This window comes from Streptomyces inhibens (assembly GCF_003389455.1).
GTDB classification, from domain to species: domain Bacteria; phylum Actinomycetota; class Actinomycetes; order Streptomycetales; family Streptomycetaceae; genus Streptomyces; species Streptomyces inhibens.
The window spans coordinates 23,499-48,283 of record NZ_QUAC01000158.1 but is presented as its reverse complement, the minus strand read 5'-3'; the positions used below and the strand labels follow the sequence as shown (position 1 = coordinate 48,283).

The 24,785-nt window shown below is 70.6% G+C and carries 21 protein-coding genes and 2 pseudogenes; 14 read left to right on the top strand and 9 right to left on the bottom strand.

What is annotated here, in order from left to right:
• Positions 1 to 357: 357 nt before the first annotated feature.
• From DY245_RS20255 to DY245_RS46480, 9 genes and pseudogenes are all read left to right on the top strand, one after another.
• Positions 358 to 1,116, top strand: coding sequence for a hypothetical protein (locus DY245_RS20255; protein WP_128508655.1), 759 nt, complete (start codon positions 358 to 360; stop codon positions 1,114 to 1,116).
• A gap of 6 nt (positions 1,117 to 1,122) precedes the next feature.
• Positions 1,123 to 2,148 (top strand): annotated as a pseudogene (locus DY245_RS48325) (PepSY-associated TM helix domain-containing protein); the annotation flags it as partial.
• A gap of 181 nt (positions 2,149 to 2,329) precedes the next feature.
• On the top strand, positions 2,330 to 2,797 hold the full coding sequence (locus tag DY245_RS20245) for a PepSY domain-containing protein (RefSeq protein WP_244943157.1): 468 nt from the start codon (positions 2,330 to 2,332) through the stop codon (positions 2,795 to 2,797).
• A gap of 189 nt (positions 2,798 to 2,986) precedes the next feature.
• On the top strand, positions 2,987 to 3,604 hold the full coding sequence (locus DY245_RS20240) for a hypothetical protein (protein ID WP_128508679.1): 618 nt from the start codon (positions 2,987 to 2,989) through the stop codon (positions 3,602 to 3,604).
• 82 nt (positions 3,605 to 3,686) lie between these two features.
• Positions 3,687 to 4,400: a YcnI family copper-binding membrane protein gene (locus DY245_RS20235; protein ID WP_244943155.1), complete on the top strand. Its 714-nt coding sequence runs from the start codon at positions 3,687 to 3,689 to the stop codon at positions 4,398 to 4,400.
• Between the two features lie 109 nt (positions 4,401 to 4,509).
• A complete protein-coding gene (locus DY245_RS20230) occupies positions 4,510 to 4,650 on the top strand; it encodes an ArsR/SmtB family transcription factor (RefSeq protein WP_342354202.1) in 141 nt (46 codons plus the stop codon).
• A gap of 76 nt (positions 4,651 to 4,726) precedes the next feature.
• Positions 4,727 to 5,419 (top strand): hypothetical protein, encoded by a 693-nt coding sequence (locus DY245_RS20225; protein ID WP_128508652.1) that lies wholly within the window; start codon positions 4,727 to 4,729, stop codon positions 5,417 to 5,419.
• A gap of 309 nt (positions 5,420 to 5,728) precedes the next feature.
• A complete protein-coding gene (locus DY245_RS20220) occupies positions 5,729 to 6,349 on the top strand; it encodes a sigma-70 family RNA polymerase sigma factor (RefSeq protein ID WP_128508651.1) in 621 nt (206 codons plus the stop codon).
• A 502-nt stretch (positions 6,350 to 6,851) separates the two neighbouring features.
• Positions 6,852 to 6,995, top strand: a pseudogene (locus DY245_RS46480) (GNAT family N-acetyltransferase); the annotation flags it as partial.
• A 75-nt stretch (positions 6,996 to 7,070) separates the two neighbouring features.
• Here DY245_RS46480 and DY245_RS20200 read toward each other — a convergent pair.
• The 4 genes from DY245_RS20200 to DY245_RS20185 all read right to left on the bottom strand — a co-directional run bounded on the left by DY245_RS20200 (position 7,071) and on the right by DY245_RS20185 (position 11,134).
• Entirely contained in the window at positions 7,071 to 7,685 is a 615-nt protein-coding gene (locus DY245_RS20200) for a GTP-binding protein (RefSeq protein WP_128508650.1), read from the bottom strand.
• Positions 7,633 to 8,049 carry a DUF742 domain-containing protein gene (locus DY245_RS20195; protein WP_128508649.1) on the bottom strand — a complete coding sequence of 139 codons (417 nt, stop codon included), beginning with the start codon at positions 8,047 to 8,049 and terminating at the stop codon, positions 7,633 to 7,635. Before DY245_RS20195 ends, DY245_RS20200 begins: the two co-directional genes overlap by 53 nt.
• 153 nt (positions 8,050 to 8,202) lie before the next feature.
• Positions 8,203 to 8,634: a roadblock/LC7 domain-containing protein gene (locus tag DY245_RS20190; protein ID WP_128508677.1), complete on the bottom strand. Its 432-nt coding sequence runs from the start codon at positions 8,632 to 8,634 to the stop codon at positions 8,203 to 8,205.
• Between the two features lie 25 nt (positions 8,635 to 8,659).
• Positions 8,660 to 11,134, bottom strand: coding sequence for a sensor histidine kinase (locus DY245_RS20185; RefSeq protein ID WP_425329416.1), 2,475 nt, complete (start codon positions 11,132 to 11,134; stop codon positions 8,660 to 8,662).
• 432 nt (positions 11,135 to 11,566) lie between these two features.
• Between DY245_RS20185 and DY245_RS20180 the strand changes: the two genes are divergently transcribed.
• Positions 11,567 to 12,706, top strand: coding sequence for a substrate-binding domain-containing protein (locus tag DY245_RS20180; RefSeq protein WP_128508648.1), 1,140 nt, complete (start codon positions 11,567 to 11,569; stop codon positions 12,704 to 12,706).
• Positions 12,707 to 12,776: 70 nt separating this feature from the next.
• On the opposite strand, the gene DY245_RS20175 is transcribed toward DY245_RS20180, so the two are convergent.
• A complete protein-coding gene (locus DY245_RS20175; RefSeq protein WP_128508676.1) occupies positions 12,777 to 13,655 on the bottom strand; it encodes a serine hydrolase in 879 nt (292 codons plus the stop codon).
• On the bottom strand, positions 13,646 to 14,626 hold the full coding sequence (locus DY245_RS20170; RefSeq protein WP_128508647.1) for a LysR family transcriptional regulator: 981 nt from the start codon (positions 14,624 to 14,626) through the stop codon (positions 13,646 to 13,648). The genes DY245_RS20175 and DY245_RS20170 overlap by 10 nt, the downstream gene beginning before the upstream one ends.
• 85 nt (positions 14,627 to 14,711) lie before the next feature.
• Between DY245_RS20170 and DY245_RS20165 the strand changes: the two genes are divergently transcribed.
• The gene (locus DY245_RS20165; RefSeq protein ID WP_128508646.1) at positions 14,712 to 15,680 is read left to right on the top strand and encodes a CE1 family esterase; all 969 of its coding nucleotides are present in this window, start codon (positions 14,712 to 14,714) and stop codon (positions 15,678 to 15,680) included.
• A 156-nt stretch (positions 15,681 to 15,836) separates the two neighbouring features.
• Positions 15,837 to 17,480, top strand: coding sequence for a penicillin-binding transpeptidase domain-containing protein (locus DY245_RS20160; RefSeq protein WP_128508645.1), 1,644 nt, complete (start codon positions 15,837 to 15,839; stop codon positions 17,478 to 17,480).
• 57 nt (positions 17,481 to 17,537) lie between these two features.
• On the opposite strand, the gene DY245_RS20155 is transcribed toward DY245_RS20160, so the two are convergent.
• A complete protein-coding gene (locus tag DY245_RS20155) occupies positions 17,538 to 18,704 on the bottom strand; it encodes an alanine racemase (protein ID WP_128508644.1) in 1,167 nt (388 codons plus the stop codon).
• Between the two features lie 158 nt (positions 18,705 to 18,862).
• Between DY245_RS20155 and DY245_RS20150 the strand changes: the two genes are divergently transcribed.
• A complete protein-coding gene (locus DY245_RS20150) occupies positions 18,863 to 19,450 on the top strand; it encodes a cupin domain-containing protein (RefSeq protein WP_128508643.1) in 588 nt (195 codons plus the stop codon).
• Positions 19,451 to 19,489: 39 nt separating this feature from the next.
• On the opposite strand, the gene DY245_RS20145 is transcribed toward DY245_RS20150, so the two are convergent.
• Positions 19,490 to 20,302, bottom strand: coding sequence for a S1 family peptidase (locus DY245_RS20145; protein WP_128508642.1), 813 nt, complete (start codon positions 20,300 to 20,302; stop codon positions 19,490 to 19,492).
• A gap of 23 nt (positions 20,303 to 20,325) precedes the next feature.
• On the bottom strand, positions 20,326 to 21,129 hold the full coding sequence (locus DY245_RS20140; protein WP_181923773.1) for a S1 family peptidase: 804 nt from the start codon (positions 21,127 to 21,129) through the stop codon (positions 20,326 to 20,328).
• Positions 21,130 to 21,331: 202 nt separating this feature from the next.
• Between DY245_RS20140 and DY245_RS20135 the strand changes: the two genes are divergently transcribed.
• Complete coding sequence (locus DY245_RS20135) at positions 21,332 to 24,781, top strand: outer membrane protein assembly factor BamB family protein (protein ID WP_244943153.1); 3,450 nt, start codon at positions 21,332 to 21,334, stop codon at positions 24,779 to 24,781.
• Positions 24,782 to 24,785 lie beyond the last annotated feature (4 nt).

Below are 24,785 nucleotides of genomic sequence, written 5' to 3'. Positions count from 1 at the left end.
GGGGACCGTGCACCGATCGCGGAACGGGTCATTCTGGAATTGGTCGCATGACTGCGGCTTTCCTGATCTGTTGGCCGGCCGGCTATTGAACCGGGCTTCGCCCTCCGGGGCGCTCGGGCTCGCCCATCAGTGACGCTGCCGGGAGTGGAGATTTTGCTGCCTGCCTGCCTGCCTGCCTGTCTGCCTGCCTGCCTGTCGGGGTGGTGGCGGTGGCTTTCGCGGCCCCCCTTGCGGTGCTCGTCGCCCTTGTCGCTGCCGCCAGTCGGTGAAGGTAGTCCTTTATGTCTGCTATGGGGGTCGATATTCAGCCACCCCCCTGTAGAGGGCTGGTGAGGGCGTTGTCATGATGACGGCGTCATGCCTGTCACCGCCGCGCTGCGATATGTCCGGGCCGCGGTGTTCGCCGTGGTCTGCGTTGTGCTGTCCGCGGCGGGGCATGCCGTGATGTCCGGTCCTGCGTTGCCGGGGTGGGCGTTCGCGGCAGCTGCGGTGCCGGTGTTCGTGTGCGCTGGACTGGCTGCCGGTCGTGAGCGGTCCCTGCCGGCCATCGCCGGGGGGATGCTCGCCTGCCAGGGCGGGCTGCACCTGTTCTTCTCCTGGGCACAGGGGATCGCAGCACCCGTTCAGGCCACCAGCAAGGCTGCGGCCTGGGCGGATCTGCTGCTGTGCAGTCACTCCGGCTCGGCGCGTCCGACGCCCCTTCTCAGCCGATCGATGCACCAGATGGTGCGGCACGCGGGCTGGGACTGGCACAGCCCTCCGGCTCGCCGGCACGGCGCGCACATGGGGCTCGGCGGCCGTACCGCGGACGCCATGCCCACCATGCACCACATGGGCTTCGGCATGCTGGCGGCGCACGTTCTGGCGGGCCTGGTGTGCGCCTGGTGGCTGCACCGTGGCGAGCGCGCGGTGTTCGCACTGCTGGCGGCTCTGGCTGCCGCCACCGACCGGTCGCTGCACCGCCTGCTGCGTCTCTTCGTCGCGCGTGCCACGGTGCCGGTGGCACCCCCTGGACCCCTGCGTTTCCAGCGGCCCGTAACGGCCGGGCAACTGCACCTGGCGGTGGTCCGGCATGCGGTCGTCCGCCGTGGACCCCCGCTGTCCTTCTCGTACTGATCCCGCATGTCGTGCAGGCTCCGTAGCCCGGGGCCTGAGCTCCGCCGTGCCCTGCGCGGCGCACGCGGCAACCCGGAAGCGCCTCGCGTGCCCGCCCGCTGGGCGGTCGCCATTCCCCCCACGGCCCTCCGGATTCTTCCTGCCCTCACGTGCGGTCGGCGCTGCCCGGCCGCGCGGTACGACGAAAGACAGCCCGTAATGACGCACGCCCCGAGCCTGTCCGAGGACAGACCCGACACCCCGCCGGACAGCGGCAACGACCGCGCACGGCCCTCCCGCAACCAGCTGTACAAGACCCTGTGGCGCTGGCACTTCTACGCCGGCCTGCTGGTCACCCCGCTGCTGGTGCTGCTCGCCGTCACCGGCGGCATCTACCTGTTCAAGCCCGCCTACGAGGACTGGGTCTACAAGGACCTGCGCACCGTCCACGCCACGGAGCGCGCCAAGCCGGTGCCGCTGGCCGAGCAGGTGGACGCCGTGCGCAAGGCAAAGCCAGAGGCGACCATCCAGTCCGTAACGCCGCCGAGCGACCGCGAGCACAGCACGATGGTGACCCTCGCCGCGGACGGCGGAGGGCCGTGGGCGCCGACCGTGTCGGTGTACGTGAATCCGTACGACGGCAAGGTGCTGGGGTCCGTCGACAACGGCAAGACCTTTATGCACACCGTCCGCGAGCTCCACGGCAACTTGCTCAGCGGGACGCTCGGCGACCGCCTGATGGAGCTGACCGCGTCCTGGGCCGCGATCCTGACCTTCACCGGCCTGTACCTGTGGTGGCGGGCTCGCCCGCGCCGCGGCCGGACCGGACGGCGCGGCCTGCGCCGCTGGCACGCCACCGTCGGCGCGGCCGTCTCCGTCTTCCTGCTGCTGCTCATTGCCACCGGCCTGCCGTGGACCGGGATCTGGGGCGAGCAGCTGCAGAAGGTCATCACCGCTACGAAGCAGGGCACGCCGAGCGCGGAGGAGTACAAGGTCTCCTCGAAGGTCCCCACGACTGCCGACCACCTCACCTCCAACCCCGACACCTCCGTGCCCTGGGCGGCGGAGAAGGTCCAGGTTCCGGCTTCGAAGACTGCTGGCGGGAATGAAGGACATGAGGGGCACGCCGGCCACATGGGAGGCCATGGTGGAGGCGGCGCGGCGCCCGGCGGCCTGTCCATCGAGCGGGCCGTCGCCATCGCCCACCACGAGCGCGTGCCTGGCACCTTCCACCGTGACCCTGCCGCAGGGCCCGAAGGGCGTCTACACGATCTCCGGCAAGTCCGAGGCGGACCCCGCCAAGCAGCGCACCCTCTTCCTCGACCAGTACTCCGGCAAGGTGCTCGCCTCCTACGGCTGGCCCCAGTACGGCCTGCTGTCCAAGCTCGTCGAAGAAGGCATCGCCCTCCACCAGGGCGAACGCTTCGGCCTGCCCAACCTCCTGGTCGCCCTCGGCACCTGCCTCGCCGTCATCGGCATGGCCATCAGCGGCGTCGTGATGTGGTGGCGCCGCCGCCCGACCGGCAAGGGCCTGGGCGCACCCCGCCGCGCGCAGGACGCCCGGACCACCCGCGGCGTCGCGCTGATCATGCTGATCCTCGGCGTGGCCATGCCCCTTGCCGGGATCTCCATGCTGATCGTCCTCACCCTGGACCGGCTGCTGATCCGCCGGATCGCCCCGCTGCGCCGCTTCTTCGGCTGAGCAGCTGAGCAGCTGAGCAGCTGAGCCGCGTGCCGAGCGAGGAGTACGCCCCCACTCCGCGGTGCGTACTCCTCGTCCCGGCTGTGCCCTGGGTGTGGGCACAGCGAGGCACGGGTGGAAACAAAGGTTTTGCGAATGAGGACAAGGGACCGGTACGCACTACGGCCTGCATGGGACGATCCGGCCGTCATGCTTGCGTCCCCGGCGATGCGGATCCTGCGCGCTGCGGTGTTCGCCGCGGTGTGCCTCACGCTGTCCGCCGCGGGCCACCAGCTCGCGGCAGGCTCGGCGCCACCGGCGTGGGCCGACGCGACGGGGTTCCTCGCCGTCCTCGTTCTGGGCTACCTGCTCAGCACCCGGGAGCGGTCGCTGCTGGGGATCGGCGGCGCCATGCTCACCACCCAGGGCGGGCTGCACCTGGCCTTCGACGCTGCCCAGGCGCCGGCCCGGCGCCTTGCCGCGACCAGCGCGCCGATGGGCCTGCACGGGACGCGGATGATGGCGCACCCCCACCCGATGAGTGCCCACGCCGCCGCGGCACACCTGGCGGCGGCCCTGCTCGCGTCCTGGTGGCTGCGGCGGGGCGAAGCAGCGCTGTGGTCCTTGCTCCGCAGGGCCGTCACGCTGGTGCCGGGGCTGGTGGCGTGGTGGGGTGCTCGTGAGGGCCGGCTGCCCGCTCTTGCGTACGCGGTCGTACCCCACGGGCTGACAGCAGGGCAGCGGATTCTCCGCCAGGGACTGCTGCGCCACGCGGTGTCACGCCGCGGCCCACCCCTTCCGGACCCGTACCCAGCGCTCTTCGTGTGAGCCGTTCCCCGCAACGGTCTGCTCACCCATGCCTCCCCCCGGCGGCCGCTCACCGCCGCCGGCCGACCAGTACGGAGTCCCCGTGTCCCCGACACACACCACCCTCCGGCGCGCTCTGCGCCGCACCACCCTCGTCACCACCCTCGCCGCAGCCGGGCTGCTCACCGCCGCGGGTTCGGCCTTCGCGCACGTGACCGTCCACCCCGGCAGTTACCCGAAGGGCGCCGGCGACGGCACCCTCACCTTCCGGGTCCCGAACGAGGAGAACAACGCCGGCACCACAGAGGTTCAGGTCTTCCTGCCTACGGATCACCCCATCCCTTCGGTGCTCGTCACCCCTGAGCCCGGCTGGACCGCGCAGGTGAAGACCACCAGGCTGAAGAACCCGATCAAGACCGACGACGGCACCATCAACGAAGCCGTCTCGCAGATCACCTGGACCAAGGGCAGGATCCAGCCCGGCCAGTACCAGGACTTCAGCGTCGCCTTCGGCCAACTCCCCGGCGACGCCGACCAGTTGGCCTTCAAGACGCTGCAGACCTACTCCGACGGCAAGGTCGTGCGCTGGATCGAAGAGCCGAAGGCCGGTCAGGCGGAGCCGGAGAACCCGGCGCCGGTGCTGCACCTCACCAAGGCCGCAGACGAAGCCGCCACCTCGGCCTCCGCGGCGCCCAAGGCTGCCGCCGCCGGCGACTCGACCACGCGAGGCCTGGGCATCGCGGGCCTGATCGCGGGCGTCCTGGGCATCGGCACGGCCGCTGTCGCCCTCCACCGCAGCCGCTCCGCCCGCCCGTAACCAACCGGAAGCCAGGCAAGCCCTGGTGGGGCGGACGGAGTGCTACCGCCCCACCAGGGCTTCCGCGTGAGACCACTTCGCCGTCTCCGACCTGACAGTCGCCACCGGCATGAAGGATCCCGCCGTCTCCCAGGCGCTGGGCCTCCTACGGGCCGCCGGAGTCGTCGAGGGCGACAAAGACGGCCGGGGAGTGCGCTACCGCGTGGTCGATGATGCGAGTACGGAACTGCTGAAGCACCGCGTGCTTTAGCGGATCTGGACAACAACCGAGCCCGAGGCACCATGCCCCCTCCCGGGCGGGCGAACCCCCTGGCACGATGTCCAACATGACTGCCGGGTCGGTTTCACGTGCCGTGCGCGCCGCGATCTTCGCGGCTGTGTGCGTGACGACCGCAGCCCTGGGGCATGCGTTCATGTCCGTGCAGCCTTTGCCCTGGTGGGCTCTCGTCGCCGCATTCGGCGCTGCGGGCACGATGGCCTGGCGGCTGGCGGGGCAGGAACGCGGCGGGTTGGTCGTCACCGGTTCCACGGTCATGGCCCAACTCGGTCTGCACTCCTTGTTCGGCCTGGCGCAGTCGTGCCCAGGCAGTTCGGTCTCCGCGCCGACGCCGATGGACGGCACGCCGGAGATGAGCGGTATGGCGGGCATGGCTGCCGTACCCGTCGGCTCCGCAGCGCACCTTGGGCAAATGGCCGTGGTGCACGGCGACATGAGCGAGCTGCACCTGGCGCACTCCGGCCCTGGAACCCCCGGCATGACCCTTGCCCACGCGCTGGCCGCGCTGATGTGCGGCTTGTGGCTGTGGCGCGGCGAGGCGGCAGCGTTCCGGCTCGCCCGCACCGTGGCCGCGGTGTTGTTCGCGCCCCTGCTCCTGGTCCTGACGACGCAGCGCTGGGCCGGGCTGATGCCGTCCGCTCGCCCGGTGACCGGCGCCGGTCATGTCGTGCGTCCGGGTGGGGTGCGCCTGCACCACGTGCTCTCCCGCAGGGGCCCGCCGACGCATCTCGTCTGCTGCTGACCGCCCGTCCTGGGACTCTCCCGGCACCGCCCGGGATCCCCACTCCACCTTTCTGCAAGGCGCATCGAATCGGTGGCGGGCGGAGTACCGGCGTGTCCGCACGGCTGCCTTCCTCATGTCTCTGTGAGCGCAGCTGAGCACACGCCGGCCCTTGGCCCGCGGCCCTCCGGCCTGCCCGTACACGTATCCCCGTCGAGCGTCGCCCCGTGACGTCTGCACCGGCTTTCGTACGGGTACTCGGAGTGCCGCTCACCGACAGGGCCGTGCCATGTCTTGGTACGGCCCGTGCCCCCCAAAGGACATGTGGCGATGATTCCTGCCCTTGCTGGTCCGGCCCGTGGCAAGCGGACCACCGTGGATGACGAGCAGCTGACCGCCTTGGCCCTGGCCGCACGGGACGGTGACCCGGTCGCCGTCGAGCGCTTCATACGCGCCTCCCACCGTGATGTCTGGAGATTCGTGGCGCACCTGACCTGCGACACGAACAGCGCCGATGACCTCGCCCAGGAGACGTTTCTGCGTGCCCTCACCAGCCTGCCGGGATTTGCCGCGCGCTCCAGCGCCCGCACCTGGTTGCTGACCATCGCCCGCCGGGTGGTGATCGACCGCTACCGGTCCGCCGCCGCCCGTCCGCGCATCGCCGACGTCGACGACTGGCAGACGGTCGCGGAACGCCGCCAGCCCAGCGGGCTACCGGGATTCGACGACGGCCTGGCGCTGGGCGAGCTGCTCAACGCACTGGATGGCGAGCGGCGCCAGGCATTCGTTCTCACACAGTTGGTCGGGATGCCGTACGCGGATGCCGCTGCGGCCGTGGGCTGCCCCATCGGCACCGTCCGCTCCCGGGTGGCTCGCGCCCGCGCAGACCTCACCGGATGGCTGAAGTCTGCCGAGGCGTGCGCGCGACTCCCTGAGGTGGTCGCGGTGTAGGCCGTCCGATGCTCAGCCGGTGCCGTCCGTTCCGGTTCGGTTCCGGCGATCACGATGCGCCGGTACGCCGCCCATGGGGGAACCGCGTCCCGTAGCGCGGCGTACCGGCATTTTCCGAGCCGACGGCGTGGGTGAGCCAGCGGAACGGGTCTACGGCAAGGAGCCCTCAGTCGGTCCTCTGATCCACTGGGCGGACGTCCGCCGACCACTTCTTCTCGATCCGGCCGAACTTCCACACGGCGAGCGCGAGGATCCAGGTGGCGAAGAAGATGCCCACGATGGCGAAGCCGAGGACGTTGAGGTCCAGGCCGGCGATCCGGTCCCGTGGTCCTCGGCAACCCGGCGAACTACCACCGGGCCGTTCCGCTCACCTACGACCAGTTCCGCTACGCCTTCGCCAACGCCGTCAGCGAGGCGGAGGCCAAGGAGCTGTACGAGCGGTTCGCCGTGCCTGCGCCGGGCGAGCCGCTGTTCCAGGCGGCGTTGGCGAACATCAATCCGCCGCGAGGGGCTCGCGGTCGCGCCCCTGTGCCCGTACGTCGCGAAGTGGCAGGCACGTCACCCGAAGGAGGCACCTGCTGCCTCCGAGGAACTGCTCGGCGCGGCAACGACGGCCTTCGCCGCCGACCCGGTCAGGTGGTGGTGACCGGGAACCGCCCGCACTGATCCGGGCCTTCGAGGCACGGCGGTACGGGGGGCCTGTCCGAGAGGGGGCCGGGAGTCAGCCCGCTGTGGTGTTTTCCACGCGGGACAGGGCGACTTCGAGTACGACCAGCAGTGCGTCCCGGACCGAGCCCGTCTTGCGGGCGTCGAAGACGATCAGCGGTACGTGGTCGGAGACGTCCAGCGCCCACCGCACCTCGTCGAGGTTGTGGTGGACTTCGCCGTCGAACGCGTTGACGGCGACGGCGAACGGCATGCCCTTGTGCTCGAAGTAGTCCACTGCGGCGTAACAGTCGTCCAGGCGGCGGGTGTCCACGATCACCAGGCCGCCGAGAGCGCCCTCGACCACGTCGTCCCACATGAACCCGAACCGGTCCTGGCCCGGCGTGCCGAAGATGTAGAGCTTCAGCGTCGGGTCGATGGTGATGCAGCCGAAGTCCATGGCGACCGTGGTGGTGGTCTTGCCGGGGGTGTGTGAGAGATCGTCCACGCCGGCCGCGACCTCTGTGATGGCGGCCTCCGTGGTCAGTGGCCGGATCTCGGAGATCGAGCCCACGGCCGTGGTCTTGCCGACGCCGAAGCCGCCGGCGATGACCAACTTGACCGGTACCGGCGGCTGTTCAACCGCTGTCACGGAGTGTGTCCCGTGAGTCGGGGACGGCACGGAGACCATCAATAACCCTTCGCAGTACGGAGATGTCCTGGGTTGTCCTGGCGTTCGGGACATGGACCGCCAGATGCCCGGCGGTGCACAGGTCCTCCGCCAACACCCGGACCACGTTGAGGTGGAGGCGCAGCCGGGCGGCCAGTTCCGCCACCGACTGCGGCCGTCGGCAGGCGGCGACGATGTCGTGTTGTTCGAAGGCGAGCGAGCCCAGGACGGAGAGCCCGGACGAGGTCGCCACGATCTGGGTCTCGACCGGGAGCGGCGGGCCGGCGCCGCCCCCCGCCACCCGGCCGGCGGTCAGCAGGAAAGGCCGGATCGCCGGAGCGCGGCCGGCCGGCTCCGACGGACCCTGGGCTCTGCCCTCCCCCAAGCTCTCGGCTCCTCCCCCACTCTCGGCTCCGCTCGAGCGGGGGGACCCCCATGCGCCGGGGGGACCCCCACCCTCGTTCGGCCCTGGTTCACCGGCGGCCATCATGATCCTCTTCTCGGCGACTGCACCCCTGCCTCCGCGGTGTGGGACGGGTCAGCGGGCCGGTGCGGCGCCGGCGTTCTTCTTGAGCTCCAGCACCAGCTGGGGAGTGAGCGCGCTCCCGGCCCGGTTGGCGAAGAGGGTCATCTCGTAGGCGATGTTGCCGAGCTTCGCCTCCTTCGAGGTCACCACGCCGAGGACGGCGCCGCAGCCGATGGCCGACACCAGTACATGGCCGCCCTCCAGGTCGATGATGACCTTGTTGAGGCCGCCGAGGCCGTAGTTGCCGGACGCACCGGCGGCCAGACTCGTGATGCCCGACACGATCGCTGCGAGCCGCTCGGAGTCGGCCTGCTCGCGCAGTTGGGAGACGGCGATCAGCAGACCGTCGGAGGACACCGCGATGGCGTCGACGACACCGGCGGTCTGGGTGGCGAACCGGTCGAGCAGCCAGGTGAAGTCGGCCGCGGCGGCTGTCAGATCCATGGGCTCGTCCCGCTCGGAACTGCTCTTACCTGTCGGCGTGGTCACTGCCCGACTCCTTCCGGGGTTGCTGGTGTGGTGATGGGGCTGAATCCCTCGGGGCAGGAGCACTCTCTTGCTCTGCCCTGTGTACGGCGGCCTCGAATTCGTCGAGTTCCGAACGGACCGCGTCGGCGTCGACAGGTCGGCGCACGGCCTGGGTCTCCCGGTCGGCGGCCTGGGTGGTCATATCGAGCGTCGCACCCCGTACCCGCCGTCGCAGCGGCCGGGCGGACTGTGCCGGCCGCGGCTCGACCGCGGGGGCGGTCTGTTCCGCGTCCGTGCGGTACGGGAGGCGCCGGGGGAGGTCGCCCGTCCGCTGTTCGGGCGTGGTGCCGGGGGTCCGCACCGGCAGGGGCGTGGCGGAGGCCGGCGCGGGCTCGGGTGCGGGCGCGGTGGACTCCTGCTCGGGCGTTGCCGGGTGCTCTGGCGCGGCCTCGGCCACGTCCGCGACCGCTGCCGGGGACGGTGTCGCGGCGGGGCTCACGGCCAGCAGCAGCGCGGAGGGGAGCCAGACGGTGCCGGTGACCCCGCCGCCCGGTGTGCGGCTCAGGGTGACCCGGATGCCCGAGCGCCGGGCGAGGTTCCCGACCACGAACAGGCCGAGGACCTTGGTCGGTACGAGGTCGAGCCGTTCCCGGCGGACCAGCCGGGAGTTCTCCTCGTCGAGGCGTTCCGTGCTCATCCCGAGGCCGTGGTCGATGACCTCGATCAGGGCACCACCGTCCGAGGTGACGTCGGTGCCGGGCCGGACGACCACTTCGACGGGCGTGTCGGAGGGGGAGAACGAGACCGCGTTCTCCAGCAGTTCGGCGAGCATCAGCGTCAGATCGTCGACGATGTCGGGCGCGACGGTGACCTCGGTCTCGGACCGCAGGGACACCCGCTGATACCCCTCGATCTGGCCGAGCCCCGCCCGTATGACGTTGACCAGGGTGGTCGGCCGGGACTCCACCTCGGGGTCCCGGATTCCGGCGAGCAGCATCAGACTGTCGGCGTTGCGCTGGAGGCGCACGGCGATGTGGTCGATGCGGTACATCCGCTCCAGGACGCCGGCGTCGGTCTCCTCGCGTTCCACCGCGTCGATCAGCATCAGCTGGCGTGAGGTGAGGTTGCTGACACGGCGTCCGACGTTGCCGAACATCTCGGCGACGTTGCGGCGGCTGAGCACCTGCCGCTCCAGCAGCGCCGCGGCGGTGACCTGCACTTGGTTGAACGCCTCGGCCAGGTGGCCGATCTCGTCGCGGACGGGAACGGGGATCGGCCGCGCCTGCAGCGGGGTGCGCTCCGGCGACTCGTCGTCCTCGACCCTGGCGAGCTCCTCGCCGGCCACGTCGACCACCTGCTGGGCGGCGCCGGTCAGGGCCGCCAGGGGACGTACGACCGAGCGCCGGACCAGGACGGAGAAGGTCAGCCAGGAGGCGAAGCCGAGCAGGGCGAGGCCGAGCATCGCCAGCGCGTTGTCCAGGGCGCCTTGGGAGAGACCGTCGGCCCGGGCGGCGATCTGATCGATCAGCGACCGGGTGATGTCGAGGCGGGCCGCGGCCTGCCGGGTTCCGGCGGTGATCGCCTTGCGCAGCTGTTCCGGGGTCTGGCCCTGCAGGGAGCCCGGATCGATCTGGAGCTCCGCGAACTGGGCCTCGATGCCGTTCTCCTCGGCATCTCGCTCGATCCCGCTCAGGCGCAGGACCTGGTCCGGGTCGGCGATCCTGCTGAACCGTTCCGTCTGCTCCTCGTAGAGCTCGTGAGCGCCGACCGCCCGGGTGTACTCGGTGAGCGCGTTGGCATCCCGGGTCTGGGCGGAGAACACCCCGCTCTCGAAGGCCGCGTGGGCGGCGTCGGCGCGCAGTACCGTGTCGAGGAGATGGGTGACCGAGGACGACGAGGTGCCGTCGAAGCGGTCGAGGCCGATGCCGTCGATCAGGTAGCCGACCGCGGCAGCGTACGCGGGATCGATGCCGGCGGCCGGAACCGAGCCCCGTTCGACCTTGTCGCGCAGCACGGCAAGGCCCCGGATGTACTCAAGGGCCCGCGCCTCCTCCTTCGGCAGGCCCGCCCCGAACGCGGAACGCACGGCGGTGACCTGCTCATCGGTGTCCCGCTGCGTCCCGCGGTAGGCGGCGGTCGACGGCAGGGCGGCGCCGGGCCGGGCCGACTCCTGCTCCACGGACAGCAGGAGCGCCTGCCGGTGTTCGGCCTGCACGTCGTTGATCAGCCTGGTGACCTGCTCGCTGTCGCGCACCAGCTCCGCGGTCCGGTCGGCGTCCCGGGCCTTCTCCACCTGGGTGTTGACGCCGATGCCCAGAAGCACGCCGACGACGGCGACGGGCGCGATCACCAGAACGTTGAGTTTCCGGCGGAACGGCCATCGGTCCAGGAGGGCGCCCGCCTGCTGACGGAACCGCGGCCTCGACGGTGAACGCCGGGACGGGTCCGGTTCGTGTGGCGGGTCCACTGTGTCCACAGACACCCAGGCCTCCTTACGACGTGCTCCTGAGCGGTGACCGAGGGGTTGTTGTTGCCGACCGCCGACGACGGGGGATCGTGACGCTTGCGTAGTTCGCCCGAAAATGCGAGCGAAAGGATTGCGCCACATGCCCAACCGGCCGCGAACATTACCGCTTGTGCACGCGCATGCAACACACGACCATCAACGGCCAAGCGGTATTCAACTCTTTGTCACTTTTGGCCCGTTACCCCGTTGTGGTGTGCCATGCCGGCCGATGGGCCGGTGTCCGTAGGGGAGCAGGGCGCGGACGGCTCGTTCCGCATCGGGCCCGGCGTCGGTGGCATACGCCGTACCTCCCGGAGGTGGCTGCGCCGCGGAGCATCGCCACCCGTAATCTGTCTCCCCCCACCCCAACCCGTATCCTCATCCTGCCCTGCGAGGAGACCCGTGCACCCCACCCGCAAGGCGGTCGTGACAGCCGCCGCACTCCTGGTCATGGCCACCGCCGTCGGCTGTGAACCCGGCGCCGGAGCCACCGCATCCCACGGGAGCTCCTCCAAGCCCGGATGCCCCGCCGCCCTTTCCAGGGCCAAGCAAGCCGTCAAGAAGGCCGAGGAGGTCAACGCCCCCTGGAGGGGCCCCACCACCGGACCCAAGGCAGTCCACGGCAAGACCATCGTCTACATCGCCCAGACCCTGACCAACCCCGGCGTCGCCGGAGTCGCCCAAGGTGTCCAGGAAGCCGCCGAGATCGTCGGATGGCACGCCCGCACCCTCAACGGCCAGGGCACGCCCGACGGTCAGCGGGCCGCCTTCAAGCAGGCCTTGCGCCTCAAGCCGGACGGCATCGTCATCAGCGGTTTCGATCCCGGGATAGCCGCAGCGGACGTCAAAAAGGCCAATTCGGCGGGAATTTCGCTGATCGGCTGGCACGCCGCCGCAACTCCCGGCCCCAGTAAAGATCCGCAACTCTTCAGCAACATCACCTCCCGGGTCGAGGACGTCGCGAAGATCAGCGCCGACTGGATCATCGCCCGGTCCAACGGCCGCGCGGGCGTCGTCCTGTTCACCGACGCCTCGGTACCCTTCGCGAAGCACAAGTCCGATCTGATCAAGAAGGAACTCGCCACCTGCTCCGGCACCAAGCTGCTGAGCTACACCAACATCCCCATTCCCCAAGTCAACAGCCGCTCCATCGGGGAAGTCCGCTCCCTGCTGTCCCGTTTCGGCCGCAAGTGGACCTATTCCGCCGCCATCAACGACCTGTACTTCGGCCACGCCGCCCCCGCCCTGCGCGCCGCGGGCAAGGACGGCGCCGGCGCCCCGTTCAACATCGGTGCCGGTGACGGCGACCCGTCGGCCTTCCAGCGCGTCAACGGCAAGGATTTCCAGGCCGCCACGGTGCCCGAGCCCCTCTCCGAACAGGGCTGGCAGATCGTCGACGAGTTCAACCGCGCCTTCACCGGCGCCCCGGACAGCGGGTACGTCGCCCCCGTCCACATCGCCACCGCCGCCAACAGCGGCGGCGCACTGTCCTGGGACTCCGAGGGCTACCGCCAGGCTTACCGCAAGATCTGGGGCGATTGACGTGCTCTCCCGGCGGGGCCGGGCCGGCACCGGCGTGCGGGCCTCGGCCGCGTAGCGCCTTCAAGCTCGCCTAGGACGCGCGCAGTGCGTCGACGGCGATGCGGGCGGCCGTGCCGATGACGGCGTCGGCCGCGGGGAGGGTGGCGGCGGTGTTGGCGGTGCGGGTGAAGACGGCGACGGCGTAGCGGCCGCCGTCGGGGTACTCGATGACGCCGACTTCGTTGCGTACGGTCGGCAGGGTGCCGGTCTTGCCCGCGACGTGGACATCGTCGAAGGGGAAGCCGGAAGCCATGCGGTGCGGCCAGACCTGCAGGCCGAGGATGCGACGGATGGCGGCGCCGTGCTCGGGGGTGCAGGCTTCGTCGCGCCAGACGGCGCCGAGCAGGCGGGTCATATCGCGCGGGGTGCTGCGGTTGGTGCGGGCCGGGTCGAGGGCCCTGAGCCGGGTGATGACGTGCGGGTCGGTCAGTGCCTGGGCGCCGCCGGGGCCGGCGTCCTCCCGGATGGTGGCGAAGAGTTCGCCGAAGGTGTGGACGGCGTGCGTGCGGGTGAGGCCGAGGCGGGTCATGGCGCGGTTGACGGCGTCGAGGCCGACGTGCCGCAGCAGGAGGTCGGCGGCGGCGTTGTCGCTCACCGCCATCATCAGGTAGGCGACATCGCGCACGGATATGCGGACGGGGTCGAGCATGGCGGCCAGCCCGGTGGGGCCCGCGGTGCGGCCGGCCGGCGGGCACTCGATCTGTTCGCCGAGGTCCAGACTCCCCGAAGCGGCCAGCTCGTGGAGTGTGACGAGCAGGCAGAGTTTGTGGACGCTGGCGGTGCAGACCGGCTGGTCCGCACCGGCGTCGATCTGCGCGCCGGAGTCGATGTCGAGGGCGTGCAGCCAGCCGGTGCCACCGGCTTCGGCGAAGGCCGCGTGAATGCGGGCGGCGGTGTCGGTCACAGCCAGTACTCCGATGCCGGGCGAAGGTGCAGCGGCCCTGCGGGCGCCTCGCCCCGCGCGCCGGCGGTCGTCCGCAGCGCGTGCGTGGCCACTTCGGCGAAGGCGTTGACGGCGGCGTCGCCGCGGCCCTTCGGCCAGGCTACGGAGTGCCGCCAGGCCAGTGGGGCACCGGCGAGCGGACGCCATACGACGCCGGAGCCGGCGTCCGCGTTCCGGTCGCGGACGTCCGCGGGCTGGGCGTCGTACGGGCCGAGGGCCACGGCCCCGGCGGACAGGACCAGGCCGCGGACGAAACTGGCGCCCTGGCCGTGCCGGACGGCGGCGGGGGTGTAGCCGTTGCGGGCGCAGGTGGTCAGCAGGTCGTCGTACAGCGCCGGAGCGCTGTTCCGGGGGAAGAGGATCAGGTCGTACCCGGTGAGCGACGCGAGCGGCACCTCGTCGAGCACGGCCGCGGCGGCGCTGCGCGGCAGCAGCACCCCCAACTCGCGGCGCAGAACCGGGCCCAGTTCCAGACCGGAGACGTCACAGGGGTGGTGGATGACCCCTACGTCCAGGTCGTGGGAGGCGAACCGGGCGAGCTGCTGAGCGGTGGACAGCTCGTGCAGCTCCAGTTCCGGGCCGGCATGGCGCCGCGGAAAGTCCGCCAGCACCGCGGCTACGGTCTCGCCGGCGATATCGGGTGACAGGGCGGCGCGCAGCAAGCCGGTCTCGCCGTCCCGTATGCGGCGCGCGGTGGCCATGAACGCCTCGGATCGGGCGAGCAGTTCACGGGCCTCCGCCAGCAGCAGCGTCCCGGACTCGGTGATCGTCACCTGTCGGCTGGTGCGCTCGAACAGCCGGACGCCCAGCTCCCGCTCCAGCCGCTGGATGCGCTGCGACAGCGGCGGCTGGGCCATGCCCAGATGAGCCGCGGCACGGCCGAAGTGTGACTGTTCTGCAACAGCCACGAAGCACTCCAGATGCCGAACCAGGTCCATGAACAGCAATCATATCGACAATTGATCGATTCGAGATCGATATGCATCTTGGACAGATACCGGGAGGCATTGCTCTCCTCAGGACATGGATTCCTTCGCCCCCTCTCGCCGCGGCCGCACCGTGCGTGCCTGGTGCCACGCGCTGCTGCTCGGCCTAGCACTCGCCGGCTGCGGTACGACAACCGAGCCGCCCACCGCCACGGCCGGCGGCTCCGCGGCTCCGACCGCAGCGGCCGAACCCCAAAAGCAGCTGCGGGTGGACGGCCGTACGCGGGGGTACCAGCTGCACCGGCCCGCCGCGAACGGCAGCAAGCCCCGGCCCCTGATCATCGCCTTCCACGGCCGCGGCTCCACCGCCTCGTATCTGCGCGAGCAGAGCCGCCTGGACGAGGACGCCAGGGCGCGCGGCATGCTGATCGCCTATCCCGAGGGACTGGACAAGCTGTGGGGCGCCGGCACCCGGGCCACCGAGCAGCGGCCGGATCCGGACCTCGACGTACGGTTCACCAAGGCGCTGATCGACGAACTCGTGCGCAAGGAGCGGGCCGATCCCGAGCGGGTCTACGTCGTCGGGTTCTCCAACGGCGGCTCGATGGCGCTGCGCGTGGCGGCCCAGCACCCCGAACTGCTGGCGGGAGCGGCCGCGGTGTCCGGCGAGCTCCCCACGGGAGCCGCCGCGGTCAAGCCCACCGGACCGGTGCCCGCCATGATCATTTACGGGGCCGACGACCCGGTGCGCCCGCTCGCCGGAATGCCCAGCCCCGCCCCCGCGCCCGCCGGTGAAGAACCGGTCACACCGACCATGTCGGCCAGGGACAGCGCCGGGGCGTTCGCGGCCGCGGGCGGGGCGGGCAAACCGGCCACGGAGGCCGAAGCGGGCTACGACCGCACCGTGTGGCGCCTCAAAAACCCGGGAGCCACCGTTCAGCTCCTCGTCATGCACGACGCGGGACACACCTGGCCGGGCTCGCGCATCACTCCGCCCAAGGGCTTCGGGCGCACCAGCACCGCACTGAACGCGACCAGCACGATCCTCGATTTCTTCCGCCTCTGAGCAGCGACAAGACCGACGGATCAGACCGACCGACAAGACCGACGGACAAGACCGACGGACCAGACCTACAAGACCGACCGACAAGACCGACCGACAAGACCGACCGACAAGACCGACGGACCAGACCTACAAGACCGACAAGACAAGGACCTCCCGATGCCGAAATCCGCGTACGCCACCACTCGCCGTCGCAAGCCGCGCACCATGGTTTTGGCCGTCACCTCGGTGGCCGTGGTGAGCGCGGTCGCCGTGGGCGGGACGTACGCGGCCGGTCTCGGTCCCTTCGCCCGTGGCGCCGCAGGCCCCGATCCCGCGGCCCTGGCCCAGGCGCGCGCGTTCCTCGCCGACTGGGCCGCCGGGCGCCTGCCGAACGCGGCCGGCCGCACCACCAGACCTGCTACGGCGCAGGGCGTGCTGCGCAACTTCACCGCCGGCCTCGACATCGGCAAACCGACGCTCACCGCGGCGGCGCCCACGGAGGCCGAAGGCGACACTGTCAGCGTCCCCTTCACCGCCAAGATGCCCATAACCGACCTGGGCACCTGGACGTACACGTCGAAACTGCCGCTCCGCAAACAGGGTGACGGCAGCTGGAAGGTGGACTGGACGCTGTCACTGGTCCACCCGCGTCTGAGCGGAGCCAAGAAGTTCCACCTCGAACGCGAGGACACGGACGCCCCCGAGGTCACCGACCGGAAGGGGGTGGCCCTCTCCGGCGACACGTTCCCCTCCCTGAGCCCCGTCCTGGCCCAGATCGACGACGGCAGGGGCGGCACCGGCCCGCGCGGTGCGATCCAGCTCGTCGACCGGGCCACCGGAAAGGTCGAGCGCACGGAAGCCACCTTCGGGAAGAAAACCGGCCGGCCGTCCGACCAGCCGTCCGACCGGCCCGTCCGTACGACCCTCGATGCCACCTGGCAGGCCGCCGCGGAGAAGGCCCTCGCCTCCGGTGCCCACGGCAAGAACGCCTCGCTCGTCGCGCTCCGGATCGACAACGGCGAGATCCTGGCCATGGCCAACTCCCCGTCGTCCGGCTTCAACCGCGCCGTCTCCGGTACCTATGCACCCGGCTCCACCTGGAAGATCGTCACCAGCAGCGCCCTGCTGCTCAAGGGCGCCGTCGCACCCGCCGACATCGTGGACTGTCCCAAGTACCTCACGGTGGGGAAGGAGTTCCACAACGTGGAGACCTCCGAACACCGCAACGCCACCTTCCTGAAGGACTTCACCGAGTCCTGCAACACCGCGTTCATCAGCCTGCGCGGCAAGCTCGGTGACCAGGAACTGGGTGCCGTCGCCAGCATGTACTTCGGCGTCGGCCAGGAGTGGCACGTCGGCATCCCCTCGTACGACGGGTCGGTGCCGGCGCCGCATGACGAGACCGAGAAGGCCGCCTCGATGATCGGGCAGGGCAGGGTCCAGGCCAACCCGCTGATCATGGCGTCGGTCACCGCCACCGCGGTCTCCGGCACCTTTCACCAGCCCTCGATCACCCGCGGGAACAGGAACACGACCACCACCACCCCGCTCCCGCAGAAGGTCGTCACACAACTGCGCGCGATGATGCGCGCCACCGTCACCGACGGCACGGCGAGGGTCCTGTCCGACCTGCCCGGCGGCGTCGGCGCGAAGACCGGCACCGCCGAGGTCGCGGAGGGAGAACCCAACAACGGCTGGCTCGCCGCCCATCGCGGCAACGTCGCCGTGGCCTGCGTCGTCGAGCAGGGGGTCACCGGCGGTGGCTCCGCCGGGCCCGTCGTCCGCAACCTGCTGGCCGCCGTCCCCACCGACCCCTCTTGAACGGGAGACGCCGAGGCACCGCGCAAAACCGGCGGCGAACCCCTCAGTACAGGGTGGCTACCGGTGGAACTGCGGGTGCCATACGTCGCGTACGTCTCCGCTGTCGTCGGTGACGGCGATGTCGGGCCAGCGGTCGAAGGCCGAGCAGGGGTGGGAGATGCCGAGGTCGACGGTGTCGCCCACATCCAGGCCCTGCGTGTCGGTGAGGACCAGGTGGTGGTCGTAGATCTGGGCCGCGGTGGCCTGTGCCGCGGGGCGCGGGGCGCCGGCCGCCGTGTATGCGGCAAGGAGGACGGGCAGGCCGGCGTCGTAGGGGAGTTCGCGTTTCCCGGCGTTGATGACGGCGGTGCCGGGCTCGGGGGTGGAGAGTACGGCGGCCCGGACGGTGAGGGCCGGGCGCAGGCCGGGCAGGGGTGAGACCTGTGCGTAGGTGCCGTGGTCGTGGGTGACATAGCAGCCCGAGCGCAGCACCGGCACCAGGGGCAGGTCGCGGAACCGGCGTGCGAGGTCCGCCACGGTGTCGGCGACGCGGTCGGGGAAGGCGGAGCCGCCCATGCTGAAGACCGGCCGCGGGGTCCGGTACAGCGGGGCGAGGGAGGCGAAGGCGTCGGCCGTCGTACGGCAGTGGGCGTCGACCGCGGCGAGCGTGGCGGCGTCCCGGCGGTTGGGCCGCACCCCCTCATACCCGGCGACACCGGCCAGCAGCAGTCCGTCTCCCGTCTTCGCCACGGCTGCCCCCAGCTCGTACGCCTCCTCGGCACCGCGCACTCCGGTACGGCCGCCCGGCACGCCGACGTCGACCAGCATCCGGAGGGGGTTGTCGGCGCCGTTCAAGGCCGCACGGGCGTACTGGAGCCCGGCCACGGAGTCGACGAGGCAGTAGAGCTCCAGGTCAGGTGTGGCGTCGAGGCGCTGTCGCAGGAGCGCCAGGTCGGCGGGGTGCACGACCTGGTTGGCGATGAGGATCCGGCGTACGCCCCAGCTCAGCGCGGTGTCGGCCTGGCGGGCGGTGGCCACCGTCACGCCCCATGCCCCGGCGGTCAGCTGCCGCTCGACCACGGGGCGGGTCATCGTGGTCTTGATGTGGGGGCACAGTTCGAGGCGGTGCGCGCGGCACCAGTCCGCCATGAGGTGCACATTGTGCTCCAACGCGCCCAGATGGAGGCGGAGTTCGGGCAGCGCGCGGACTTGGTCGTGGGCAGGGGAAGCGGGAGCGGAGTCCATCTGTCCTCAAGGAGTTCTCGGCAGTACGCCCGACGAGCGGACGCCCGCGTCGGCGTCTTCTATAGAAGACGGACAGTAGAGGATATGAGACATTCGGGCAAACGATATAGTGGATGGGATGTCCTGTTTACTCGACACGGGGAAAGAGGTGAGGGCGCGTGGCGAAGGACGGCGTTCAGGGCGCGGCACCCGAAGCGGGCGAGGGAATCGGCCGGCACCTGCGCCGCGAACGTCAGGCGCGGGGGTTGACCCTGGAACAGCTCGCCGAGAAGACCGGGCTGTCCCGGAGCTATCTCAGCAACGTCGAGCGGGACGTGAACAGCCCGACGATCAACACGCTGCGCACCATCGTGAACGCCCTCGGCACCACCCTCAGCCGGCTGCTGCACGCCGTCGACCGCGAGCAGCGCGTCCTGACCCGTCCCGACCAGCGCGTCGAGCTGACCCGGGCAGGTGTGGACGGGGTCACCTACACCCTCCTCAACCCCGAGCACGGCGGCAGGCTGGAGATGATGCTGCTGGAGGTGGCCCCGGGAGCCTCCTCCGGGGACCGGCCGCACAGCCACACCGGCGAGGAGGTCGGCGTCCTGCTCAGCGGCGAACTGGACTACTGGGTCGACGGCGTCCCCTACCGCCTGGGCCCCGGCGACTGCGTCAGCTTCCCCTCCGCCACCCCGCACCGCTACAGCAACCCCGGTGACGTCCCGGCCGTCTGCGTCTGGGCCGAAACCCCGCCGAGTTTCTGATCCTTGAGGTGCCTGCGGTGCCTGCGGTGCCTCAGAGGCCTATTGCCGGATCTGGCCGGCGATCTCGCGGGCGAAGGCCGAGACGCGGGTGTAGACGCCAGGCGTGGGCGTGGTGGCGTTGCTGTTGGCCAGCCAGCTCACGATCCCGATCAGCTTTCCGCCCGCGACCAGTGGACCGCCGCTGTCGCCCTCGGCGTGGTGGGCGCCGGTGACCGGATCGTTGGCGCAGGCGTGCATCCTGGGGTCGAAGTCGCCCCCGGGATTGAGTCGCCGGCACGTCCTGTCGGGGAGCATGCGCAGGTTCGCCGATCGCAGGCTGTTGGCCTCGCGGTTCTCGTAGTCCAGCAAGCCCCAGCCGTAGACCCGTGCGCCGGTGCCCGGGCGGTACAAGCCGGTGTCGGCGGCGGTGGCGATGGGCAGCGGCGTGTACTTCGCGGGCATGGGCGTATCGAGGGTGAGGACGGCGACGTCGTTCTCCAGATGGCGGCCGAACCGCGGGTGGATCCAGACCTTGGTCACCTTGCGCAGGGTGCCGTCATGGCGGCGCAGGTCGGTGCGGCCCGCGAGGACGCCCAGATCGGTGGGCGCTTCGGTCACCACGCAGTGGGCGGCGGTGACGACCTTCGTGCGGGTGACCAGCGTGCCGCCGCAGAACTGGCCCGAACGCGGGTAGGTGTCGGTCTGCCGCCACAGGTTGACCGCGACCGTCCATGGTGCCTGCGCCGTGCTCGTTTTCCGTCCGCCGACGATGGCGTGGGCGGCGGGGGCCGGCAGCACGGCGAAGCCGATGGCAACGAGCGCCATGAGACAGGCGAGGGCGGGCATACGCGCGTACGTGTGCCGTCGAGTCATCGTGATTCTCCCTGGCTGTCCAGCTATCCGGCTATCTGGCTCTGGAGGAGCGCGTAGTAGGAGGCGGTCTTGACGGCGACGCCCGGGTAGAGGCGGTTGGTGCAGCTGCCGCCGCCGCTGATGACACCGACGAGCCGCCCCTTGACGACGACCGGTCCTCCGCTGTCCCCGTAGCAGGCGTTGACACCGCCGGCCGGGTAGCCCAGGCACATCGTGTAGCGCTTCTGGTAGCGACGGCTGCCGTACGCGGTGATGCACTGCTCGTCGCCACGGTTGGGGATCAGTGCGGTCTGCAACGGCGGCACGCGGTCATCGTCGTCGCGGCCGGTCGTGGACCCCCATCCCAGGACCCTGTTGGGTGTGCCCTCCTCGTACAGCTTCTGCTGCGCCGGAGTGGCGAGAGGCAGAGTGCGGTAGGGCATGGGGGCGTTGAGGGTGAGGACGGCGAGGTCGTGCGCGTAAGTGGCGCCGTTCCCTTCGGTGTTGGCCTTGGGGTGGATCCACGCCTTCGTGACCTTGCGGACCGTGCCCTCGCCGGTCTTCCGGAGATCCTCCCGGCCGGCGACCACGCGGAGCTGATCGACGGTGGCCGGATTCACGCAGTGGGACGCGGTCAGCACCTTGTTCGGCGCGACGAGCGTGCCCCCGCACTCCGGAAGCTTCACGTCGTCCGACGACGTCAGGGCCACTGTCCAGGGGTACTTCTTGATGTCGGCGCGGTCTCCTCCGACGACCGCGGCGGCGGGTGGGGCGGCTGAGACGACCAGCGCTGCCCCGGCCAACGCCGCGCCCACCAGGGCACCGTGGCGTGTTCTCGCTGTGTTCATTGCTCCTCCGTGGCGTCCGGGCAATGTCACCCAGGGAGAGGCTGTGCAACGCCGCACGGTTGTCTGCGACATGGCAACTCTTGCGGGCGTGTTGCGCTGCTTGCCGTGTGTCCGCCGGTGAGGCACCTGTTAGGCGTCGTGAAGCGGAATTGTCGCCGCGCGTTTCGCTGCCGGCCTTGTGGCGCCGACAGCGTTCCTGCGCATGAAACCAATCCGCGCAGCAGCCAGAGCCGGTCTTGTGCTGCTGTTCTTCGTCCTGGGCTTCGGTGTGCAGCCCGCGTCGGCGCATGTGTCGCCGCACCACGCCGAACTCGTCGTATCCACCAAGGAGAACGTCACCAGCGGGAGGCTGATCGTCCACCGCGACGTGGTCTCGCCCGACAAGGCGGGCGCTTGGGCGTCGCGCCTTCTGACCGCCTCCTGTCCGGCCACCGGCTCCGGTGTCGCCGGCGACAGCGGTGGAGTCCCCGGGGGTGTGGTGGTCGAGCTGGCGTGGAGTTGCCATGTCGACAAACTCGACCTGACCTCGATGCTGACGGAGGGCGGACTGACCCAGGCCGTCGTCGAGTTCGACGGCAATACGGTCGATGCGACCGCGGCGGCCCCGGTCGTCGATGCCCGGGGCGCCCATGAGGGCCCCGCGAGCACTGCCTTCCCGTGGCGCACCGCGGGGCTCGGCGCGGCCCTTGCCGTCGTGGCGCTGCTGGCACTCCGCTGGGCGCTCCGGCGCCGTTCGCAGTACCGGCCCAATCCGCACCCGCACCCGCGGCAGTCGCAGCCGTCGGTGCGCAGCACCCGTCGGCGCCGTAAACAGCTGATTGCGGCCGGTGCCGCTGTCGTGGCGGGTCTGATGCCGTACGCCACCGCCGGTACCTCGTTTGCCGCCGACGAGACGGCCGCGGCTGCGGCGAACAGCGACCCGGTGTCCGTCCAGGGCACGGTCTTCAAGGACGTCAACCGCAATGGCGTACGGGACGGGGGCGAGGCGCCCCTGCCCGGCGTCGATGTCACCGACGGTGCGGTCTGGACGACGACCGGCGCCGACGGCTCGTACACCCTGCGGATGGACCCGAGCCGACGGGAGACCGACCTCGTCAGCGTGGTTTCCCCCAACGGCTATACCCCTGCCTTGCGCAAGGACTACATCCCGCAGTTCTTCCACACGGTGCCCGACGGCGACGGTCCGCATACCGGCATCGACTTCGCCCTCGTGCCGGACAGGAATGCCGCCAACCCCACCGAGAAGTGGGTGATGGACTCCGACGTCGAGGTGTCCAACACCTCGGACGAGGCGGCGCGCAGGACGCTGCCGCAGTGGACCGGCCAGGTCGAGGCGATGTCCGAGGTCGACGGCGCGACGATGGCCATCGCGACCGGCGATCTGACCGTCACCGACTACGCCCAGGAACCGCGCCGTCAGGCCGGCTACGACATCCTGCGCAAGGGCCTGACCGACGGAAAACTCGGTATGCCCTTCTATCCGACGGTCGGTAACCACGACGTAGGCGGCACCGCCACCTCCCAGGGCTACGGCGGCAGCATGGAGTACTACCGCCGCAATCTCGGTCCCGAGTGGTACAGCTTCGACCGCAACGGCCGTCACATCGTCGTCCTTGAGGACAACTACGACGCAAGCGGCCTCAAGCCGCAACTGGAGTGGCTGCGAGAGGACCTCAGGCGCCACGCGGCCGGCAAGCAGGTGCTCCTCTTCGCCCACCGGTCACTGTTCACCCAGTGGGGACCGGGCGCCGGCATGCAGCCGACCATCGACGAACTCGCGAAGTACGACGTGCGGATGTTCGCCGCCGGCCACAACCAGCAGGCCGAGTACCGCCGTGGCGCCTTCGACCGCTCGGTCGAGATCAACAACCAGGGCACGTACGGCATCGACGGCTCCCACCCGGACTACAAGATCCTGAGCTTCAAGGACATCACCGACAACCCGCGCACCCGGCGCAACGAAGACACCGGCTATGTGAGAGGTACCCACCGGCAGTTCGACGTCGATGACGATGCGGCACTGGTCAGCCCCGCGCCAGGCAGTGTCCACGCAGCCGGCGCCGCCATCCCCGTCGAGCTGTACGCCGAGGACGACGGCCGCACACCGGCCACCGCAACCCTCACCATCCGCGACAGCCAAGGCCGTACGGTACGGCGCGAGAGCGGCCTGAAGTTCGGCGCCCGCAACGACCGGACGGGCAAAGAGAACTGTTACACGCCGCCCGGCGGCAAACCGGAGCCCTGCCCCGACGCCCGGATCTCCTGGACCCGCGTCAGCGACCGGATCGGCGGACTGCGGCCGGGAACGTACACGGCGCAGATGACCGCCGTCGACACCAAGGGCACGGCATGGCCCACCCTCAAGAACCCCTTCAAGGTCGTGCCCGACAAGGAGCTGACGAAGCCGAAGAGCGGCCAGGACTGGACCCGTCAGGGCCGAGACGAAGCGGGACGCGGCGCGAGTGCGGACAACCCGGGCAGCGCTCTCGATCTGCGCTGGGCTGCGAGCACCGGTGAGCAGTTCAACCTCGATGGATCGGTGATCGCCGACGGCAGGGTGATCGTCTCCTCCCGGGCGTTCGACTCCCCGTACAGCATGATGCTCGCCTACGACCTCACCTCCGGCCGCGAGATCTGGCGCACCTACCTGGACGGCGACGCCGAGTCGGCGCCCACCCTCCACCACGGGAAGGTCTATCTGACCACCGCCGTCGGCCGGATCTACGCTCTCGACGCCGGGGACGGCCATGTCGTGTGGCAGACGATCGAGAACGAGGAACGGCACGGCGACACCGTGCGCCGCTACGGCCGGGCCGGCGGTCCCGTCAGCGTCTTCGACGTCAACGGCACGGACCGTACCGTCGCCGTCTACCAGGACTGGAACAAGATCCAGTGCCGTGACGCCAAGAGCGGTGACCTGCTGGGCGGCTTCGACGCAGCGACCAACTGGGGCCAGTTCCACAGCACGGCCGTCCGCCGGCCCGGCTCCAACACCGCCTACCTGCACACGGACTCCAGCAACACGCTGGTCGCCATGGACCTCGCAAGCTGTAGCCAGCTATGGGTCCAGAACACTGACGGCGGCATCGACAGCCACTCCTCACCGGCCCTCACCGACCCGGCCGAAGGTGACCCCCAGCTGGTGACGATGACCCAGAGCGGTGCCCGCGGGCACGACCTCAAGACCGGCGCGGTCCTGTGGCACTCCGCGGTGGGCGGTGACAGCACCTGCGAACCCGGCCGCGCCCCGCTCACCAGCCCCGCCATCTGGGGCAACGTCGCCTACATCGCAAGCCGTGACGGAGTCATCCGGGCCTACGACACCACCGCGGCCGAACCGGGCAAGCCACTGTGGGAGACCCCCGTCGGCCATCTGCCCGGGGAGAGCCCCCTGGACGACAAGTGGCGGGTGGCCATGGGGTGCACCAGCGCAGGGAAGGGCTCCCCGGCGATGCATGCTGTGGTGACCAAGGACCGCCTGTACGCGGGCACATGGGACGGGCGTCTGATCGTCCTGGACCGCGCCACCGGCAAACGGCTGGCCGAGTACAACCTCGGCGGCGGAGTGGCCTCGGCACTGTCCCTCAGCGGCGACTGGGTATTCGCCCTCACCGACGACGGGACGATCCACGCGCTGGCGGCCAGGCGCTGATCGG

Excerpts from the sequence above, each read along its gene's own strand:
- DY245_RS20255 (WP_128508655.1), top strand. The coding sequence starts at position 358 with ATGCCTGTCACCGCCGCGCTGCGATATGTCCGGGCCGCGGTGTTCGCC.
- DY245_RS20240 (WP_128508679.1), top strand. The coding sequence starts at position 2,987 with ATGCTTGCGTCCCCGGCGATGCGGATCCTGCGCGCTGCGGTGTTCGCC.
- DY245_RS20230 (WP_342354202.1), top strand. The coding sequence starts at position 4,510 with ATGAAGGATCCCGCCGTCTCCCAGGCGCTGGGCCTCCTACGGGCCGCC.
- DY245_RS20225 (WP_128508652.1), top strand. The coding sequence starts at position 4,727 with ATGACTGCCGGGTCGGTTTCACGTGCCGTGCGCGCCGCGATCTTCGCG.
- DY245_RS20220 (WP_128508651.1), top strand. The coding sequence starts at position 5,729 with ATGATTCCTGCCCTTGCTGGTCCGGCCCGTGGCAAGCGGACCACCGTG.
- DY245_RS20200 (WP_128508650.1), bottom strand. The coding sequence starts at position 7,685 with ATGGTCTCCGTGCCGTCCCCGACTCACGGGACACACTCCGTGACAGCG.
- DY245_RS20190 (WP_128508677.1), bottom strand. The coding sequence starts at position 8,634 with ATGGATCTGACAGCCGCCGCGGCCGACTTCACCTGGCTGCTCGACCGG.
- DY245_RS20170 (WP_128508647.1), bottom strand. The coding sequence starts at position 14,626 with ATGGACCTGGTTCGGCATCTGGAGTGCTTCGTGGCTGTTGCAGAACAG.
- DY245_RS20165 (WP_128508646.1), top strand. The coding sequence starts at position 14,712 with ATGGATTCCTTCGCCCCCTCTCGCCGCGGCCGCACCGTGCGTGCCTGG.
- DY245_RS20160 (WP_128508645.1), top strand. The coding sequence starts at position 15,837 with ATGCCGAAATCCGCGTACGCCACCACTCGCCGTCGCAAGCCGCGCACC.
- DY245_RS20155 (WP_128508644.1), bottom strand. The coding sequence starts at position 18,704 with ATGGACTCCGCTCCCGCTTCCCCTGCCCACGACCAAGTCCGCGCGCTG.
- DY245_RS20145 (WP_128508642.1), bottom strand. The coding sequence starts at position 20,302 with ATGACTCGACGGCACACGTACGCGCGTATGCCCGCCCTCGCCTGTCTC.
- DY245_RS20140 (WP_181923773.1), bottom strand. The coding sequence starts at position 21,129 with ATGAACACAGCGAGAACACGCCACGGTGCCCTGGTGGGCGCGGCGTTG.
- DY245_RS20135 (WP_244943153.1), top strand. The coding sequence starts at position 21,332 with ATGAAACCAATCCGCGCAGCAGCCAGAGCCGGTCTTGTGCTGCTGTTC.